The organism is Paraburkholderia sp. (assembly GCF_049581445.1).
GTDB lineage: Bacteria > Pseudomonadota > Gammaproteobacteria > Burkholderiales > Burkholderiaceae > Paraburkholderia.
This window is the reverse complement of the sequence record NZ_JBAURZ010000096.1, coordinates 1-14,427: the sequence shown is the minus strand read 5'-3', so window position 1 is coordinate 14,427 and position 14,427 is coordinate 1. Positions and strand designations below refer to the sequence as shown.

The 14,427-nt window shown below is 62.3% G+C and carries 14 protein-coding genes and 3 tRNA genes; 11 read left to right on the top strand and 6 right to left on the bottom strand.

Annotation, left to right across the window (positions count from 1 at the left end; genetic code table 11):
- The 4 genes from recO to nagZ all read left to right on the top strand — a co-directional run.
- Positions 1-786, top strand: a 786-nt coding sequence (gene recO / locus WCA85_RS08715; protein WP_424062912.1) for a DNA repair protein RecO, incomplete at its 5' end; no start/stop codon positions are given.
- Complete coding sequence (pdxJ, locus tag WCA85_RS08710; RefSeq protein WP_424062910.1) at positions 783-1,547, top strand: pyridoxine 5'-phosphate synthase; 765 nt, start codon at positions 783-785, stop codon at positions 1,545-1,547. The genes recO and pdxJ, both read left to right, overlap by 4 nt.
- A gap of 58 nt (positions 1,548-1,605) precedes the next feature.
- The gene (gene acpS / locus WCA85_RS08705) at positions 1,606-2,049 is read left to right on the top strand and encodes a holo-ACP synthase (protein ID WP_424062908.1); all 444 of its coding nucleotides are present in this window, start codon (positions 1,606-1,608) and stop codon (positions 2,047-2,049) included.
- A 53-nt stretch (positions 2,050-2,102) separates the two neighbouring features.
- The gene (gene nagZ / locus WCA85_RS08700; RefSeq protein WP_424062907.1) at positions 2,103-3,134 is read left to right on the top strand and encodes a beta-N-acetylhexosaminidase; all 1,032 of its coding nucleotides are present in this window, start codon (positions 2,103-2,105) and stop codon (positions 3,132-3,134) included.
- Between the two features lie 136 nt (positions 3,135-3,270).
- Here nagZ and WCA85_RS08695 read toward each other — a convergent pair whose 3' ends face one another.
- The 4 genes from WCA85_RS08695 to earP form a co-directional block, all read right to left on the bottom strand.
- On the bottom strand, positions 3,271-4,653 hold the full coding sequence (locus tag WCA85_RS08695; RefSeq protein ID WP_424062905.1) for a sigma-54-dependent transcriptional regulator: 1,383 nt from the start codon (positions 4,651-4,653) through the stop codon (positions 3,271-3,273).
- 403 nt (positions 4,654-5,056) lie between these two features.
- Positions 5,057-5,260, bottom strand: coding sequence for a CsbD family protein (locus WCA85_RS08690; RefSeq protein ID WP_424062903.1), 204 nt, complete (start codon positions 5,258-5,260; stop codon positions 5,057-5,059).
- A 301-nt stretch (positions 5,261-5,561) separates the two neighbouring features.
- The gene (gene efp, locus WCA85_RS08685; protein WP_424062901.1) at positions 5,562-6,119 is read right to left on the bottom strand and encodes an elongation factor P; all 558 of its coding nucleotides are present in this window, start codon (positions 6,117-6,119) and stop codon (positions 5,562-5,564) included.
- Positions 6,120-6,398: 279 nt separating this feature from the next.
- Positions 6,399-7,643, bottom strand: coding sequence for an elongation factor P maturation arginine rhamnosyltransferase EarP (gene earP, locus WCA85_RS08680; RefSeq protein WP_424062899.1), 1,245 nt, complete (start codon positions 7,641-7,643; stop codon positions 6,399-6,401).
- Between the two features lie 112 nt (positions 7,644-7,755).
- Here earP and uvrC point away from each other — a divergent pair, with 112 nt between their 5' ends.
- From uvrC to WCA85_RS08645, 7 genes are all read left to right on the top strand, one after another.
- Positions 7,756-10,017, top strand: a complete 2,262-nt coding sequence (uvrC, locus tag WCA85_RS08675; RefSeq protein ID WP_424062897.1) for an excinuclease ABC subunit UvrC — start codon at positions 7,756-7,758, stop codon at positions 10,015-10,017.
- 219 nt (positions 10,018-10,236) lie between these two features.
- On the top strand, positions 10,237-10,830 hold the full coding sequence (pgsA, locus tag WCA85_RS08670) for a CDP-diacylglycerol--glycerol-3-phosphate 3-phosphatidyltransferase (protein WP_424062895.1): 594 nt from the start codon (positions 10,237-10,239) through the stop codon (positions 10,828-10,830).
- Positions 10,831-10,973: 143 nt separating this feature from the next.
- Positions 10,974-11,049 (top strand) — tRNA-Gly (locus WCA85_RS08665).
- Positions 11,050-11,121: 72 nt separating this feature from the next.
- A tRNA-Gly gene (locus WCA85_RS08660) sits at positions 11,122-11,197 on the top strand.
- 120 nt (positions 11,198-11,317) lie between these two features.
- A tRNA-Cys gene (locus WCA85_RS08655) sits at positions 11,318-11,391 on the top strand.
- Between the two features lie 266 nt (positions 11,392-11,657).
- Positions 11,658-12,407, top strand: a complete 750-nt coding sequence (locus WCA85_RS08650; RefSeq protein ID WP_424062894.1) for a TraB/GumN family protein — start codon at positions 11,658-11,660, stop codon at positions 12,405-12,407.
- Positions 12,408-12,600: 193 nt separating this feature from the next.
- Positions 12,601-13,095 (top strand): GNAT family N-acetyltransferase, encoded by a 495-nt coding sequence (locus WCA85_RS08645; protein WP_424062892.1) that lies wholly within the window; start codon positions 12,601-12,603, stop codon positions 13,093-13,095.
- A gap of 34 nt (positions 13,096-13,129) precedes the next feature.
- Here WCA85_RS08645 and WCA85_RS08640 read toward each other — a convergent pair whose 3' ends face one another.
- Both WCA85_RS08640 and WCA85_RS08635 read right to left on the bottom strand, forming a co-directional pair.
- Positions 13,130-14,032, bottom strand: a complete 903-nt coding sequence (locus tag WCA85_RS08640; protein ID WP_424062914.1) for a cytochrome c oxidase assembly protein — start codon at positions 14,030-14,032, stop codon at positions 13,130-13,132.
- A gap of 18 nt (positions 14,033-14,050) precedes the next feature.
- Positions 14,051-14,427: copper chaperone PCu(A)C (locus WCA85_RS08635; protein WP_424062890.1), on the bottom strand; the 377-nt coding region annotated here is incomplete at its 5' end.

The window sequence follows — 14,427 nt, the reverse complement described above, 5'->3', positions numbered from 1 at the left end:
GCTGAGGGCGCTCCGGCCACCGGCGAAGCCCGCAAGTCGCCGCCGCGTCGGACGACGCGCAGCACTGGCTCCGACTACAAGGTGACCGAGCAGCCGGCCTTCGTGCTGCATAGCTATCCGCATCGCGAGACCAGTCTGATCATCGACGTGCTGACGCGCGATCATGGCCGCCTGGCGTTGGTCGCCAAGGGTGCCAAACGCCCGCACTCGGCCCTGCGCGGAGTGCTGCAAACCTTTCAGCCGCTCGCTCTGTCGTGGTCCGGCAAGTCCGAAGTACGCACATTGACCGGCGCCGAATGGGTAGGCGGCATGCTGCCGCTGGCGGGAGACGCGCTGCTATGCGGCTTCTATGTCAACGAACTGCTGGTCAAGTTCTGCGGACGCGAAGATCCGCATCCGCAGTTGTTCCAGCACTATGTCGTCACATTGGCGCGCCTCGCGCATGACGAACCGGCCGTACAGGTGCTGCGTTCGTTTGAACGCGTGCTGTTGCGCGAGACCGGTTATGCGATGGCGCTCAACCGGACGGTCGCGCGTAAATCCGTGCAGCCCGAAGGTCGTTATGTGTTCGATCCCGAGCGCGGCGTGCGTGAAGCGTCGGATGATCTGCCCGCGCAGTGGCCCGTGATTGCCGGACAGACCTTGCTCGATATGGAAGCGGACGATTACCATCGTCCGCAGACCGTGGCGCAAAGCAAGACGCTGATGCGCTTTCTGCTTAACACCTACCTTGGCGGCACGCCGCTCGCGACGCGCCAGATTCTGATCGACTTGCAGAACTTATGAGCTTCTTTCTTACCTCGCCGACTGTTATCGACCTGGGCGTGAATATCGATCACGTCGCTACGCTGCGCAACGTGCGCGGCACGTCGTACCCTGACCCGATCCGCGCGGCGCTCGACGCCGAAGACGCTGGCGCCGACGCCATCACGCTGCACTTGCGCGAAGACCGCCGCCATATCGTCGATGCCGATGTGCGCAAGCTGCGTCCTTTGCTCAAGACGCGAATGAATCTCGAATGTGCGGTGACGCAGGAGATGCTCGACATTGCCTGCGAAGTCCAGCCACACGACACGTGTCTCGTGCCCGAAAAGCGAGCGGAGTTGACGACTGAAGGGGGCCTCGATGTTGCTGGCCAGTTCGAAGCCGTGCGTGCCGCGTGCAAGCAGTTGGCTGACGCCGGTTCGCGCGTGTCGCTCTTCATTGATCCCGACGAAACGCAGATCCGCGCCGCACATGAGGCAGGCGCTCCGGTGATCGAATTGCATACCGGCCGCTACGCCGAAGCCCATGACCCCGCAGAGCAGCAGCGCGAATTCGAGCGCGTGGTGCGTGGTGTGGAACTGGGCGTATCGCTTGGCATCAAGGTGAATGCAGGCCACGGTTTGCACTACACCAACGTGCAGCAGATCGCGGCGATTGACGGCATCGTCGAGTTGAATATTGGCCACGCGATCGTCGCACATGCGATCTTTGCCGGCTGGGATAACGCCGTGCGCGAGATGAAGGCGATCATGGTCGCCGCGCGTCTCGCTGCGCGCGCCTGACGTTAGAGAAGCGCAGTCACGAGCAGACGTAAAGACATCAAGAGGACACTTCACACGCATGGCAATCTACGGCATTGGCACGGACATCGTTCAGGTCAGTCGCGTGGCAGCAGTCATGACGCGCACTAACGGGCGATTTGCAGAGAAAGTGCTGGGCGCGGATGAACTGCGCATCTATCACGCTCGCCATGCCAGGTCGGCCGCGCGTGGGCTGGCGTTTCTTGCTACGCGGTTCTCGGCGAAAGAAGCTTTCTCCAAAGCGATTGGCCTCGGCATGCGTTGGCCGATGACATGGCGTGCACTGCAGACGCTTAACGAGCCAAGCGGCAAGCCAATGGTGGTTGCCTCGGGTGAACTGGCCGAATGGCTCGAAGCGCGCGGCATTACGGCGCAGGTGACGATCAGCGACGAACGCGACTACGCCGTGTCGTTCGTGATCGCGGAAACGGCAGACTCGGCAGCGCCTGCAGTGGATCGTCCAGTAGAACCCCTTTCCCCCTGAATTTCTCAATGCGGCGCTGGTGCGCCGCATCCTCTTTTTTCCAGTGAAATCCGATGAAAATCAATCCCGGACCCGTGATGCTCGACGTGGTCGGCAAAACCTTGACCGATGACGACACACGCCGACTCGAGCATCCGATGACCGGCGGCGTGATCCTGTTCGCGCGCCACTACGAGAACCGCGCTCAACTGGTTGCGTTGACCGATGCGATCCGCGAGATTCGCGAGGATCTGCTGATCGCGGTCGATCACGAAGGCGGCCGCGTGCAGCGCTTTCGTACCGATGGCTTCACCGTCCTGCCCGCCATGGGCAAACTCGGCGCGCTGTGGGACTCGGACGTATTGCACGCAACCAAGGTCACCACGGCCGTGGGCTATATCCTCGCCACCGAATTGCGCGCATGTGGAATCGACATGAGCTTTACGCCGGTGCTCGATCTGAACTACGGGCAGTCGCAGGTGATTGGCGACCGTGCGTTCCACGGCGATCCGCGCGTGGTCGCGATGCTCGCGAAAAGCCTGAATCATGGCCTCGCGCTCGCCGGCATGGCGAACTGCGGCAAACATTTCCCTGGGCACGGCTTTGCGCAGGCGGACTCGCACGTCGCAGTGCCGGTCGACGAACGGCCGCTCGATGTCATTCTGCGCGACGATGTAGCGCCGTATGACTGGCTGGGCCTGTCGCTCGCGTCGGTGATTCCGGCGCATGTGATCTATCCGCAAGTGGACGCCAAACCGGCGGGATTTTCCCGGGTTTGGCTGCAAGAGGTGCTACGCAACAAGCTGCGCTTCACGGGCGCGATCTTCAGCGATGACCTGTCGATGGAAGCCGCGCGCCAGGGCGGCACGCTGACCGAAGCCGCGAGCGCGGCCCTTGAGGCGGGCTGTGACATGGTGCTGATCTGCAACCAGCCGGCCGAAGCCGAAAAGGTGCTTGACGCGTTGCGCTTCACGCCGTCGAAGGAATCGCAGCAGCGCATCAAGCGGATGCGTCCGCGTGGCAAGCCATTGAAGTGGAGCAAGCTGGTGGCGGAGCCGGAATATCTGCAGGCGCAAGCGCTGTTGCGCAGTGCCTTTGCCGGATAAATCCGTTGATGCGATGACTCAGCGCTGAACGTGTCGGTCTGCCTCGCAGCAAATGACAAGGGCGGCGCCGAGGCGCCGCCCTTGTCATTTCCGCCGCCGCACCACCAAAACCCGGTGATGCGTTGCACTGCAGTGATCAGTTCAACCGCATGCGCTGCAGTTTGTTATACAGCGTCTTCGGACTGATCCCTAGTAGCGACGCGGCGCGGTGCCGCGTGCCGCCGACCGCATCGAGCGTCGCGCGGATCAACATTTCCTCGACGTCCGCGAGCGGCGTACCTACCGTCACCTGGACCCGGCTGCCATTCAGATCGCGACCGCCTCCCGAGCCGGATTCGTCGGCACGCAGCGATTCGATCACGTCGCCCGATGCCTGATACGCGCGCCGCACGCGATCCTGCAATTCGCGTACGTTGCCCGGCCATTCATACGAGAGACATTCGCGCAGGAAATTCGGTCCGATCTGCTTGGTTGCATCGACCGCGCCGTGTGCGCTCGCTTCGCGATTGAGTTCGTCGACCATGGCTTGCGCAAAGAGCGCGGCGTCTTCGCCACGCTCGTGCAGCGGCGGCAACGCCACGGCGGCTGCTTCGAGCCGTAGCGCGAGGTCCGCATGCAGGCTGCCATCGGCGACCGCAGCGCGCGGCGCCTTGCGCGTCGACGCGATCAGGCGGAAATCGGTCACCACCTGGTGCATCCCACCCACGCGCATGAAAGTCTGCGAATCTAGCGCGCGCAACAACGCTTCCTGCTGGGGACGCGGCAATTCGGCGATTTCATCAATAAAGAGTGTGCCGCCGCTTGCCTGCTCAAACAGGCCCTGTTCACGCTGCTCGGCGCCGTTGAATGCGCCGCGTTCATGCCCAAACAACACGCTGTCGAGCGAACCGTTGCCTCCGAGGATTGCCGCTGTGCGGCAATCGAACATGACGAACGGCCCTTTGCGGCGGCGGCTCATCTCGTGGATCGTGCGAGCGGTGACTTCCTTGCCCGTGCCGGCGTCGCCGGAGATCAGGACGGCGGCTTCGGTCGGCGCGGTATGTTCGATCATGTCGTACACATGCTGGATCGCGCCGCTTCTGCCGAGCATGGGTCCGAAACGGCCGAGTTGCCGCAGCGTGGCGCGCAACGTCTGCACTTCCTCGGTGAGCTCGTACGGACGCGGAATACGGGCCAGCAGACTGCGCAAGCGCGGAATGTTAACGGGCTTGAGCAGGTAGTCCCAGATGCCATGCCGCAGACCTTCAATCGCACTTTCGACAGTAGCATTGCCGGTCATCACGATGACCGGCAATGCGCCGCCAGGCGGTTGTGTGGGCAGATGCTGGAGTAGATCGAGGCCGCTGCCATCGGGCAGGTTCAAATCGACCAGCACGACATCGGGAATGAATCGCGTCAGCGCGGTCCGCGCTTCGGCGAGGGTTGTCGCGGTGTCGACGGAGAAACCATCGGCGGCGAGGATCGCGGATAGTCCAGACAGGCTATTGGGATCATCTTCGACAATCAGGGCGTGTGGCATGGTGGCGGGCGTATTTTTTCAGGTGGACGGGACCCCGCGCTGCGCGCCGGTGCTGGGGCGCGAGGCTGAGGTTCGGCGGCTGACCGTGTTCCTGAAGGAACACCGCACCGGGCAGGGGCATGTCAACACCGGCCTCCAGCATGAAGCTGGCAGTCGGCGGCGGATGCTTGCGGGCGAAACGGCAGTCGGTTTCATCGGTTCCAGTGGTTCTGTCTTTTGCACTCTGTCTTGCAGCAGAGAGCGACGCGCAAGCGATGTGCCGCGGACTCACGCAACGCAGATTTATTGCGCGAGCGCCGGGCACGCATGCCTGGGCATCACAACGCGCTCACCGCAGGGCCGGCCCGGCAGGCCACAAAACGCCTGGTGCGGGCCGTTGAGCGCGTGATGCATTCCCTTACACTCAGTGTCGTGTTGTCTCAAAGAAGTGGCGCACTTCGCGCTCGGCCTCCTCGCGGGTTTTGCCGTAGCGTTCCTGAATCAGACCCGCGAGCTTGTCGACACGGCCTTCGGCCTTCGTCAGTTCGTCGTCGGTCAGTTCGCCCCACGCCGTCTTGGCCCTTCCGATCATCTGCTTCCACTTGCCTTCTGCGATATCGTTGTTCATGGCACATCTCCGTGATGAAAAGAAGAAAAAGCCTGCAAAGGCCGTTTCCTTGACTGAAGCAGAGAATGTGCCATCAGCGATTACTTAAATTTATCAAGGGGTTGGTGGGGCTCCCCGGGAATCGTGATGCAACGGGGATGGCAAAAATGAGAACACCACCGGTAAAGTTTTCCTTCACCATACACGGTCGTGAAAAAAAGAAAAAGCGCCCAAAAGAGGGCGCTTTTTATTTGACCGCCGGACCCGCAAGGATTGCGGAGTGCGGGGTAGGCAGATCTGGCGATCCGCCGGGTTGCAGCGCTTACGCGCGGCTGCGGTACTCGTGCGTGCGGGTGTCGATTTCGATCTTGTCGCCGATATTGCAGAACAGCGGCACTTGCAGTTCGAAGCCGGTGTTCAGCTTGGCGTTCTTCAGGACCTTGCCCGACGACGTGTCGCCCTTGATAGCGGGTTCCGTGTAGATGATTTCACGGACCAACGTGGTGGGCAGCTCGACCGAGATGGCCTTCTCGTTGTAGAACACGACTTCGCAAGTCATGCCGTCTTCGAGGTAGTTCAGGGCGTCGCCCATCATTTCGGCTTCGACTTCGAACTGGTTGTAGTCGGCGTCCATGAACACGTACATCGGATCAGCGAAGTACGAGTACGTCACTTCTTTGCGGTCGAGCTGGACAACGTCGAATTTGTCGTCGGCCTTATACACCGTTTCCATGCCTGCGCCGGTCAGCAGGTTCTTGAACTTCATCTTGACGACGGCGGAGTTACGGCCCGATTTGTTGTATTCGGCCCTTTGCACGACCATCGCGTCTGCGCCGATCATTACGACGTTGCCGGTGCGGAGTTCCTGTGCGGTCTTCATAAAACTGTCCTGTACGAAATAAATAGCTTCAACTGTGCTCAACGGCATACGGCGCAAGCGGCCCGTCACCTTCCGATAACTGCTTTTACCCTTACCGGGCGTGTACACGAGTGGCGCCGATGCCTGCGATGCACCCGCTTTCACCGAAGCCGCACCGTGGATTGAACCTTGGGTGCAACTCCCGGTGCAGCCGCTGCTGTAACTGCCGCTGCAACATTAGCCGCCGGGTTTGCCGCCGCCATCGTGCCGCGCTTGCGTCGTCGGCCGTTGGATAACCGCTTATTTTAACTGACTTTTTGCGAAATCGGCCAGATTTCCGGCGAGGTCGCCGAGTGTCGCGAGTTCCTGCGCCCAATCCGTTGCGCGGCGTTCGAGAACCTTCCGATGGCGCTGAAAATCTGCCCAATCCGGCTGGCCGGCGCCGTTCCATGCATGCCAGAAGCCCGCGAGCGCCCTGCGGGCGTCGGCGGGCAGATGGCGACCGTAGTGTTCGAGGGCGGCATCGAGCTTCGGCAGATGGGCGTCATCGGCTTGTGGGTAGATGTGCCAGACGAATGGGCGTGCGGCCCATTGCGCTCGTACGAACGAATCCTCGCCGCGCACGAAATTGACGTGGCTGGCCCAGAGAAGCGCGTCATAACCGGGCTGGTCCGTGAACGCCAACGCGTGGGCGCGCAGGTTGCCCCGCTCGGCATGCGAACCGGCACCGAATGACGGTAAGCCGAAAAACCGCGCGAGTGCACCTGAAATGCGTCCTTCGGGCACGAGCAGCACGACTGGGGCGGCGGCGTCGCGCCACTGTTCGAGCAGACTATCGACAGCGGGATTCTCGTAGGCAAACAGCGATACGACCGTTGCGTCCGCGCCGGGCGCGCTTGCGCCGGTGGCCTGACGCCACCAGGCGTCGCGCATTGGCGGAGATGCCTCGAAGGCGGCGCGCGCGGCGTCGAGGTGACGTTCCTTGACTACACCGCCGGTCCCCGCACCGAGGCCGGGAAAGAAAAACGTTTTGGTCAGCGCGTGACGCGGATGGGGCGAGCGACGCAGATGAAAGTCCGCGACCCAGTCTTCAGCGCTCAGATACTCGAGATTCAGCCAGACGGGCTTCTGTTCACGGCGTGCCATGGCCGCGACGTACGCGTGCGGCAACTCGCATCCGAACGCCTCAATGACGACATCGGCCACTTCCAGCGTCGCGCCCGCGCGAGACGGCTCGCGCCAGTGTTCGATGACAATGCCGCTCACGGCCTGGCGGCTGCGATCGAGCGCAAGCGTGGGGCAGAGTTTCTGGAAGGCGTGTAGATCGTCGACGAAAATGCGCACCTGCCAGCCGTGTTCGCTCGCCAGTTGGCGGGCGAGCCGCCAGCACACGCCGATATCGCCAAAGTTGTCGATCACGGCGCAAAACAGGTCGGCCGCGATCGCCGTGCTGGCTGACGAGGGCGATGGCGTGAGCGCGGCAGACACCGGCGCGGTCGACGGAGCAGGAGGGGCTGACGGGGCAGGAGGGCGCGCGGAGGACATGTTGGACGGCGTCCGGGGCTCGGACGCGTACGGAATGTTCTAAACTGGCGATTCTAAAGCACTCAGTCCAGTCTCCGCGTGAATCCAGACGCGGTGCTCAGCCCGATCCTGCATGACCGACTCCGAAGTTCCAGATCCCTTCGAGCCCAAAAAAGTGCTCGCCCAGTTGCCGCATCTGCCTGGCGTCTACCGTTACTACGACGGGCAGGGCGCCGTGCTGTACGTGGGCAAGGCACGCGACCTGAAAAAGCGCGTCTCGAGTTACTTCACGAAGACGCTGCTCTCGCCGCGCATCGCGATGATGGTGACGCGCATTGCGCGCATCGAGACGACAGTCACGCGTTCGGAGGCCGAGGCGCTGCTGCTCGAAAATAACCTGATCAAGGCGCTGGCGCCGCGCTACAACATCCTCTTTCGTGACGACAAGTCGTACCCGTATCTCAAGCTGACGGGGCATACGTTCCCGCGCATGGCGTACTACCGTGGTTCAGTAGACCGCAAAAACCAGTACTTCGGGCCATTCCCAAGTGCATGGGCGGTGCGCGAAAGCATTCAGATTCTGCAGCGCGTGTTCCAGTTGAGAACCTGCGAAGACTCGGTGTTCAACAACCGCACGCGACCATGTCTGCTACATCAGATTGGGCGTTGCACGGCGCCGTGCGTCGGTGCGATCAGCCAAGAGGATTACGCGCGTGATGTCGCCAACGCGTCGCGTTTCCTGCTCGGGCGGCAGAGCGAGGTGATGAAGGAACTCGAAGAGAAGATGCATGCATTCGCGGCGGAGCTCAAATTCGAGCAGGCCGCGGCGGTGCGTAACCAGATGAGCTCATTGTCGACGGTGCTTCATCAGCAGGCGATCGAAGTGGGCAGCGAAAGCGACGTGGACATTCTCGCGGTAGTCGCGCTGGGCGGTCGCGTGTGTGTGAATCTGGCGATGGTGCGTGGCGGACGGCATCTGGGCGACAAGGCGTATTTCCCGGCGCACGTCGAAAGCGCGTTGACGATCGACGAGGGCGGCCTTGACGAGGAAGATGCAGCGGGCGCGCTCACGGCCGTGGTTGAGCAGGGCTTGCGCGCGGCGCGTGACGAAGCGTCGGCGATGCCGGCAGAGAACTCGGCGGCGGACGACGATGGATTGGACGCGCTGATAATCGCGGAGGCTTTGCCGCCTGAATCCGATGATGCAGACGAGACTGGCGAAACGCTCAACGAGACGGATGAGATAGCCGACGCCACGGAAGACGTCGATACCTCGTTGGAGGATCAAACCGCCGGGAATGCAAAAACAGAAGGCTCCAGCAAGGTCTCACGCCGACGCGCGAACGGCATCGAGTCCGAGGTGTTGGAGGCGTTCATCGCACAACATTACCTGGGCAATCGTGTGCCGCCGGTGCTGGTCGTGAGTCATGCGCCGGCCAGTCGCGAACTGGTGGATCTGCTGATCGAGCAGGCCGGCCACAAGGTCAGCTTGTTGCGCCAGCCGCAAGGCCAGAAGCGTGCGTGGCTTGGCATGGCCGAGCAGAATGCACGGCTCGCGCTGGCGCGGCTGCTGTCCGAGCAGGGTTCGCAGCAATCGCGCACACGCGTGCTCGCGGACACGCTGGGCCTCGAGTGCGACGATCTCGCGCATTTGCGGATCGAATGCTTCGACATCAGTCACACCATGGGCGAGGCAACGCAGGCGTCGTGCGTGGTGTATCACCATCACAAGATGCAGTCGTCGGAATACCGGCGCTACAACATCACGGGCATCACGCCGGGGGACGATTACGCGGCCATGCGCCAGGTGCTCACGCGCCGCTATGAAAAGATGGTGGCGCAGGCTGCAGCCAACGCCGCCGAAGAAGCCGTCGAGCAGGCTGCCGATCCCACTCTTGCCGCAACGGGTGCGGACACGATAGAAGCCCCCGAGCCGGCCGCTGGCGAAATCCTGCCGAACATTGTGTTGATCGATGGGGGCAAAGGGCAGGTCGAGATTGCGCGCCAGGTATTCACTGAAGTGGGTCTCGATTGCGGGATGCTGGTCGGCGTCGCGAAGGGTGAGGGGCGCAAGGTCGGGCTCGAAACCTTGATCTTCGCGGATGGCCGGGCGCCGCTCGAACTCGGCAAGGAGAGCGCGGCTTTGATGCTGGTCGCGCAAATTCGTGACGAAGCGCACCGCTTTGCGATCACCGGCATGCGTGCAAAGCGTGCCAAAACGCGTCAGACCTCGCGCCTCGAAGAACTCGAAGGCGTGGGCGCGAAGCGGCGTCAACGCCTGCTCGCGCGGTTCGGCGGGCTGCGCGGTGTGGTGGCGGCGAGCATTGAAGATCTGGCGAGTGTCGAGGGAATTTCGCAGGCGCTGGCAGAACAGATCTACCGGCAACTGCATTGATGACGGCACAGAGGGCGGCGCGCTAGCTTCGCGTCCGGCTTGCCTCGTGGCAAGCGGTTGACGCGGCGCGGGCAGCATCAAGGACGCCGTACTGCCCACGTGGCAGTCTGTCCGCGGGCCGCCTGCCGCCCCTTGCCGCCTGTTTGGCGGCGGCTTGCTTGTGGCAGGCCTTATGACACGGCACAATTGCATCTCCCTTGTCAGACGCTGCGCCTGCCCATGCCGTTTAATTTTCCGATTTTCCTGACGTGGCTGCGGATCGTGCTGATTCCGCTCGTCGTCGGCGTGTTTTATTTGCCTGACATGATGATGAGCCCCATGCACCGCAATCTGGCGGCCGCGACGGTGTTTATCCTGGCCGCGTTGACGGACTGGTTCGACGGCTATCTGGCCCGCAAGTGGAATCAGACCTCCGCATTCGGCGCGTTTCTCGACCCGGTTGCCGACAAGCTGATGGTGACGGCCGCGCTGCTCGTGCTGGTGCAACTGGCACGCATTGATTCGGCGATTGCGCTGGTCATCGTCGGCCGCGAAATTGCCATTTCGGCCCTGCGCGAATGGATGGCGCAGATCGGCGCGTCGAAAAGCGTCGCAGTGAACTCGCTGGGCAAATTCAAAACCGTGTGCCAGATGGTCGCGATTCCGATGCTGCTGTTCTACGGCCCGTTGCCGCTTGCGCCCGGTTTTGCGATCGACACGCGCGTGTGGGGCATCTGGCTCATTCTGCTGGCGGCGTTCCTGACCATCTGGTCGATGCTCTATTACATGAAGCTCGCATGGCCGCAGATTCGTGAACGGGGCGGAATCGTTTGAGCGGAAATTGTCCCGAAAAAGACCTGCGTGAAAGGGGTTGACACGTTTCGGTGCTTTCTACATAATCTCGTTTCTCCGGTGCACGCAGTTCTACGCAGCGGGGTGCGGTGGAGTAGTAACGAGCCGCGAAGAAGCAGCAAAACGCGGGAGTAGCTCAGTTGGTAGAGCGCAACCTTGCCAAGGTTGAGGTCGCGAGTTCGAGCCTCGTCTCCCGCTCCAGATTTGAAGCGGCGTTTTGTGTGGTGTAGTCAAGAAGTAGCGCGGTAGCAAAACGTTGTAGTGCAGCACCATGCGGGAGTAGCTCAGTTGGTAGAGCGCAACCTTGCCAAGGTTGAGGTCGCGAGTTCGAGCCTCGTCTCCCGCTCCAGACATTCGGGGAAGCAACGCTTCCCTTTTTGTTTGGTGGACCAACCGGCCATCGAACAAATCTGCGAACCCGCTGTCCACGCAACATTCAACTGTTGCGACGGTTCCGCAGTCCGCTTACGGCGCGATAGCAAAGCGGTTATGCAGCGGCCTGCAAAGCCGTTTAGGCCGGTTCGACTCCGGCTCGCGCCTCCAGCAGTCAAAGAAAAGCCCCGACTTGTCGGGGCTTTTCTTTTTTCAGTCGCGCGTTCGGTGTCCGGTTGTATTCCGAGCGGTTAAAAGCGTCCGGGGCCATCTTGGCCCTCACGCACGCGTGAATCTCCGCTCCAAATCACGCCCTCCGCCAGATATCACACCGTCGCACAAGCCAGCGTTGCCGGCGGCAATCGGCGCGGCGCGCGGTTGCTTATGAAATACTGTCGGCCATTCTTGCAACATTCCTCGACAGTCCATTCTCATCCATGTACCTCCAACTCATCGGCACCAACGTCAGGCTGCTCGGCTCGATGCATCTCTTCCCGGCGAGCAGTCCGCGGATGCCTGACTGGGTATCGCAGGCCTTCGACTGGTCGGAGACACTGGTCTTCGAATCCGACGCGTTGGCGATCTTGCCATTTCTGAAGAGAGAGTCAGGCACATCCCTCGAACACGATTTGCCCGTCGACGTGTGGCGCAGGCTTGACCCGTCGTGGCCCAGCGCCGGTCCGTTGGCGCCGCTCAGCGAACTGAGGCCGTGGGCCGCGCTCATGGTGGCGCCGACGCTTTGCCAGCGAGTGGTCGAAGGCGTCGAGCCGCGCATGCTCAGGGAGGCCGCGGCGCAATCGAAGCCACACCGCTATCTGGAGACCGGCGCCGAAGTCGCGGCTTCGCTCGAGTCGATTCCATTGGCAACTGTAAGCACCGGGCTCGAACTGCTGCTTGCCGATCTCACCGAACCGCAGCGCACGCTGGACCACATGCAGGAGGCATGGCTGCGACGCGATACCGAAGCCGTCTATCGGATTGCAGCCCAATCGCCGATGTTCAGCCTGCCTGGCATTCGCAGCGCGCTCCTCGACGGACGCAATCGCGCCTGGGCGCCGCACATCCGTCGCGCGCTGGGCAGCCAGGAACGGACGCTGGTGGTCGTCGGAGCGCTTCATTTGGCGGGCGAAGGAAGCCTGGTCGAATGTTTGGGACATCCCGTCGAGCCGGTTTCGTTGGGCGGTTGAGCCGGGGCTGTCGGGTCATGCGCTGGCGTCGCGGTCTCGTGCCACGCACAAACCACCATAGCACCGCGGTGCGCGGTATCACGAGTGCCGCGCTTGCTGCTATTGCCGGGGCTGCTATCCCCGTGCAAGGCATTCGCGGCATAATTCTGCAATCGCCGCCCCCTCGGGCGAGCTTCTTCCGATGCGTCTTGCCATGAACCAGCCCCCGCAGTCCGACACCACACAGCATCCGCCCATAGAGTGGCGCTGGAAAGCCTTCGATGACCTCACGCCCGCCGAGGTCTACGCTATGCTGGCCGCCCGTAGTCAGGTGTTCGTGGTGGAGCAGAACTGCGTGTACGGTGATATTGACGGTCTCGACACCGACGCGTGGCATCTGTTCGCCTTCGGCAGCGGTGAGGGCCGGGCAAAACTGGCCGGCTATCTACGGGTGTTGTTGCCCGACGAGAACGATACCGACATTCGCATTGGCCGCGTGCTCACCACGGCGGATTTTCGTGGCGTGGGGCTCGGCAACAAGATGCTTGAGCGCGCAGTTGAGCACATTGCCAGGCAATGGCCGGGCACGCCCATGCGACTGCATGCCCAGGCGCATCTACAGACGTTCTACGGTGCATTCGGCTTTGCGCCGATCTCTGAGATTCACGACGAAGACGGCATCCCGCACGTCTGGATGCGCGCCGCCTGACACTCATCACACCCAGACACCTGGCGCCTCTTGATCACGCGTTGAGGCGACCCGCTGTTTGCGCCTTGCGGGCGGCTTCTGCGGTCCTGGCGGCGGCTTGGGCGTGTGCTTGAGACCGTTTATCGCGCAAGCGTCCGCGCGCCGATAGCCGCATCCAGTGGCGCATTGCGATCAGCGCGCCGATGACGCTCATCATCGAACCGGGAATCCATAGCAGCAGGCCACCGATCTGCTGGTCGCGCATTGGGCTCAACCACGTGAACGCACGTCCGCAAATGGAGTAGACCGAATACAGCTCGTGCGACGTGAAGAAGATGAATGCGCCCAGCAAGATCTGCGGCGGAATCGCGGCGATCACAACGAGGACGCGTCGGCCGGGCGACAGCCGTGCGGGCGGCGCGGGACGCGTGTCGAGCACGAGCCACCAGAACATCAGGCCATCGATGACCATGCTCCAGTTCATCACCCGATACAGCCGCCAGTCGAGCATCGCCACGAAATGGATTGGCGAGAGCAGCCAGAAATAGATCAGCCCGACAAACAGGCCGCAGGCCACGACGGGATGCATCAGCACGTCCAGCGCGATGCGCACGGGCGCCGCCTGCAACGCGGGCCTCACGAAGCGTTGCCGCCAGGTGAACGGAATGCCGGCGCGCAACGCGGCGCCAGGGTACGACAGCGCAATGAAAAATGGCCCGAGATGATGCAACACCAGATGCTGTGCACGATGCATGAAAAACTCATGCTCGAAGAAATAGTCGAGCCGCGTATGCAGCGCGATGTAGAGCGCCACGAGCCCGAACCAGAATGAGACGCGCCGGGCGATCGACACCTTCGCTTTGCGCGCGCCGCGCAGGAAGAGGATGGCCGTGATCGACATCACGATCACGACAGTCGGCGACGGCTCCCATGGATCGAGCCAGTAGAGCAGGTTGATCACGCTGCACTCGTTGCGTTAGTTCGCTTGCGCGGGAGACTTTACGGCAAACGGCGTATCCAGCGTTTCGCCGTCGGAAAACTTCAGCTTCAGATGCACCGTATCGCCGGGTGCGATCTTGTGCTGCGGGTGTTCCAGCATCACGTGATAACCGCCCGGCGCGATCGCTACCTGGCCGTGTGCGGGGACCGTCAGCTTGTCGACCATCACCATCTGCTGGGTCGAGCCGTTCGAAACGGTCTGATGCAGCATGGCGCCTTCGTAGTCGTCGCTTGAGATGTCGGTGAGGTCGATCGGCTTGTCGCTCGAGTTGACGAGGGTCACGTAACCGGCGGCGGGCAGGTCGTTCGGCAACCAGCGCACCCAGGCGTGCTGCGCGCTGATCGCCGCAGCGC

Coding starts and splice junctions, on each gene's coding strand:
- pdxJ (WP_424062910.1), top strand. CDS start 783: ATGAGCTTCTTTCTTACCTCGCCGACTGTTATCGACCTGGGCGTGAAT.
- acpS (WP_424062908.1), top strand. CDS start 1,606: ATGGCAATCTACGGCATTGGCACGGACATCGTTCAGGTCAGTCGCGTG.
- nagZ (WP_424062907.1), top strand. CDS start 2,103: ATGAAAATCAATCCCGGACCCGTGATGCTCGACGTGGTCGGCAAAACC.
- WCA85_RS08695 (WP_424062905.1), bottom strand. CDS start 4,653: ATGCCACACGCCCTGATTGTCGAAGATGATCCCAATAGCCTGTCTGGA.
- WCA85_RS08690 (WP_424062903.1), bottom strand. CDS start 5,260: ATGAACAACGATATCGCAGAAGGCAAGTGGAAGCAGATGATCGGAAGG.
- efp (WP_424062901.1), bottom strand. CDS start 6,119: ATGAAGACCGCACAGGAACTCCGCACCGGCAACGTCGTAATGATCGGC.
- earP (WP_424062899.1), bottom strand. CDS start 7,643: ATGTCCTCCGCGCGCCCTCCTGCCCCGTCAGCCCCTCCTGCTCCGTCG.
- uvrC (WP_424062897.1), top strand. CDS start 7,756: ATGACCGACTCCGAAGTTCCAGATCCCTTCGAGCCCAAAAAAGTGCTC.
- pgsA (WP_424062895.1), top strand. CDS start 10,237: ATGCCGTTTAATTTTCCGATTTTCCTGACGTGGCTGCGGATCGTGCTG.
- WCA85_RS08650 (WP_424062894.1), top strand. CDS start 11,658: ATGTACCTCCAACTCATCGGCACCAACGTCAGGCTGCTCGGCTCGATG.
- WCA85_RS08645 (WP_424062892.1), top strand. CDS start 12,601: ATGAACCAGCCCCCGCAGTCCGACACCACACAGCATCCGCCCATAGAG.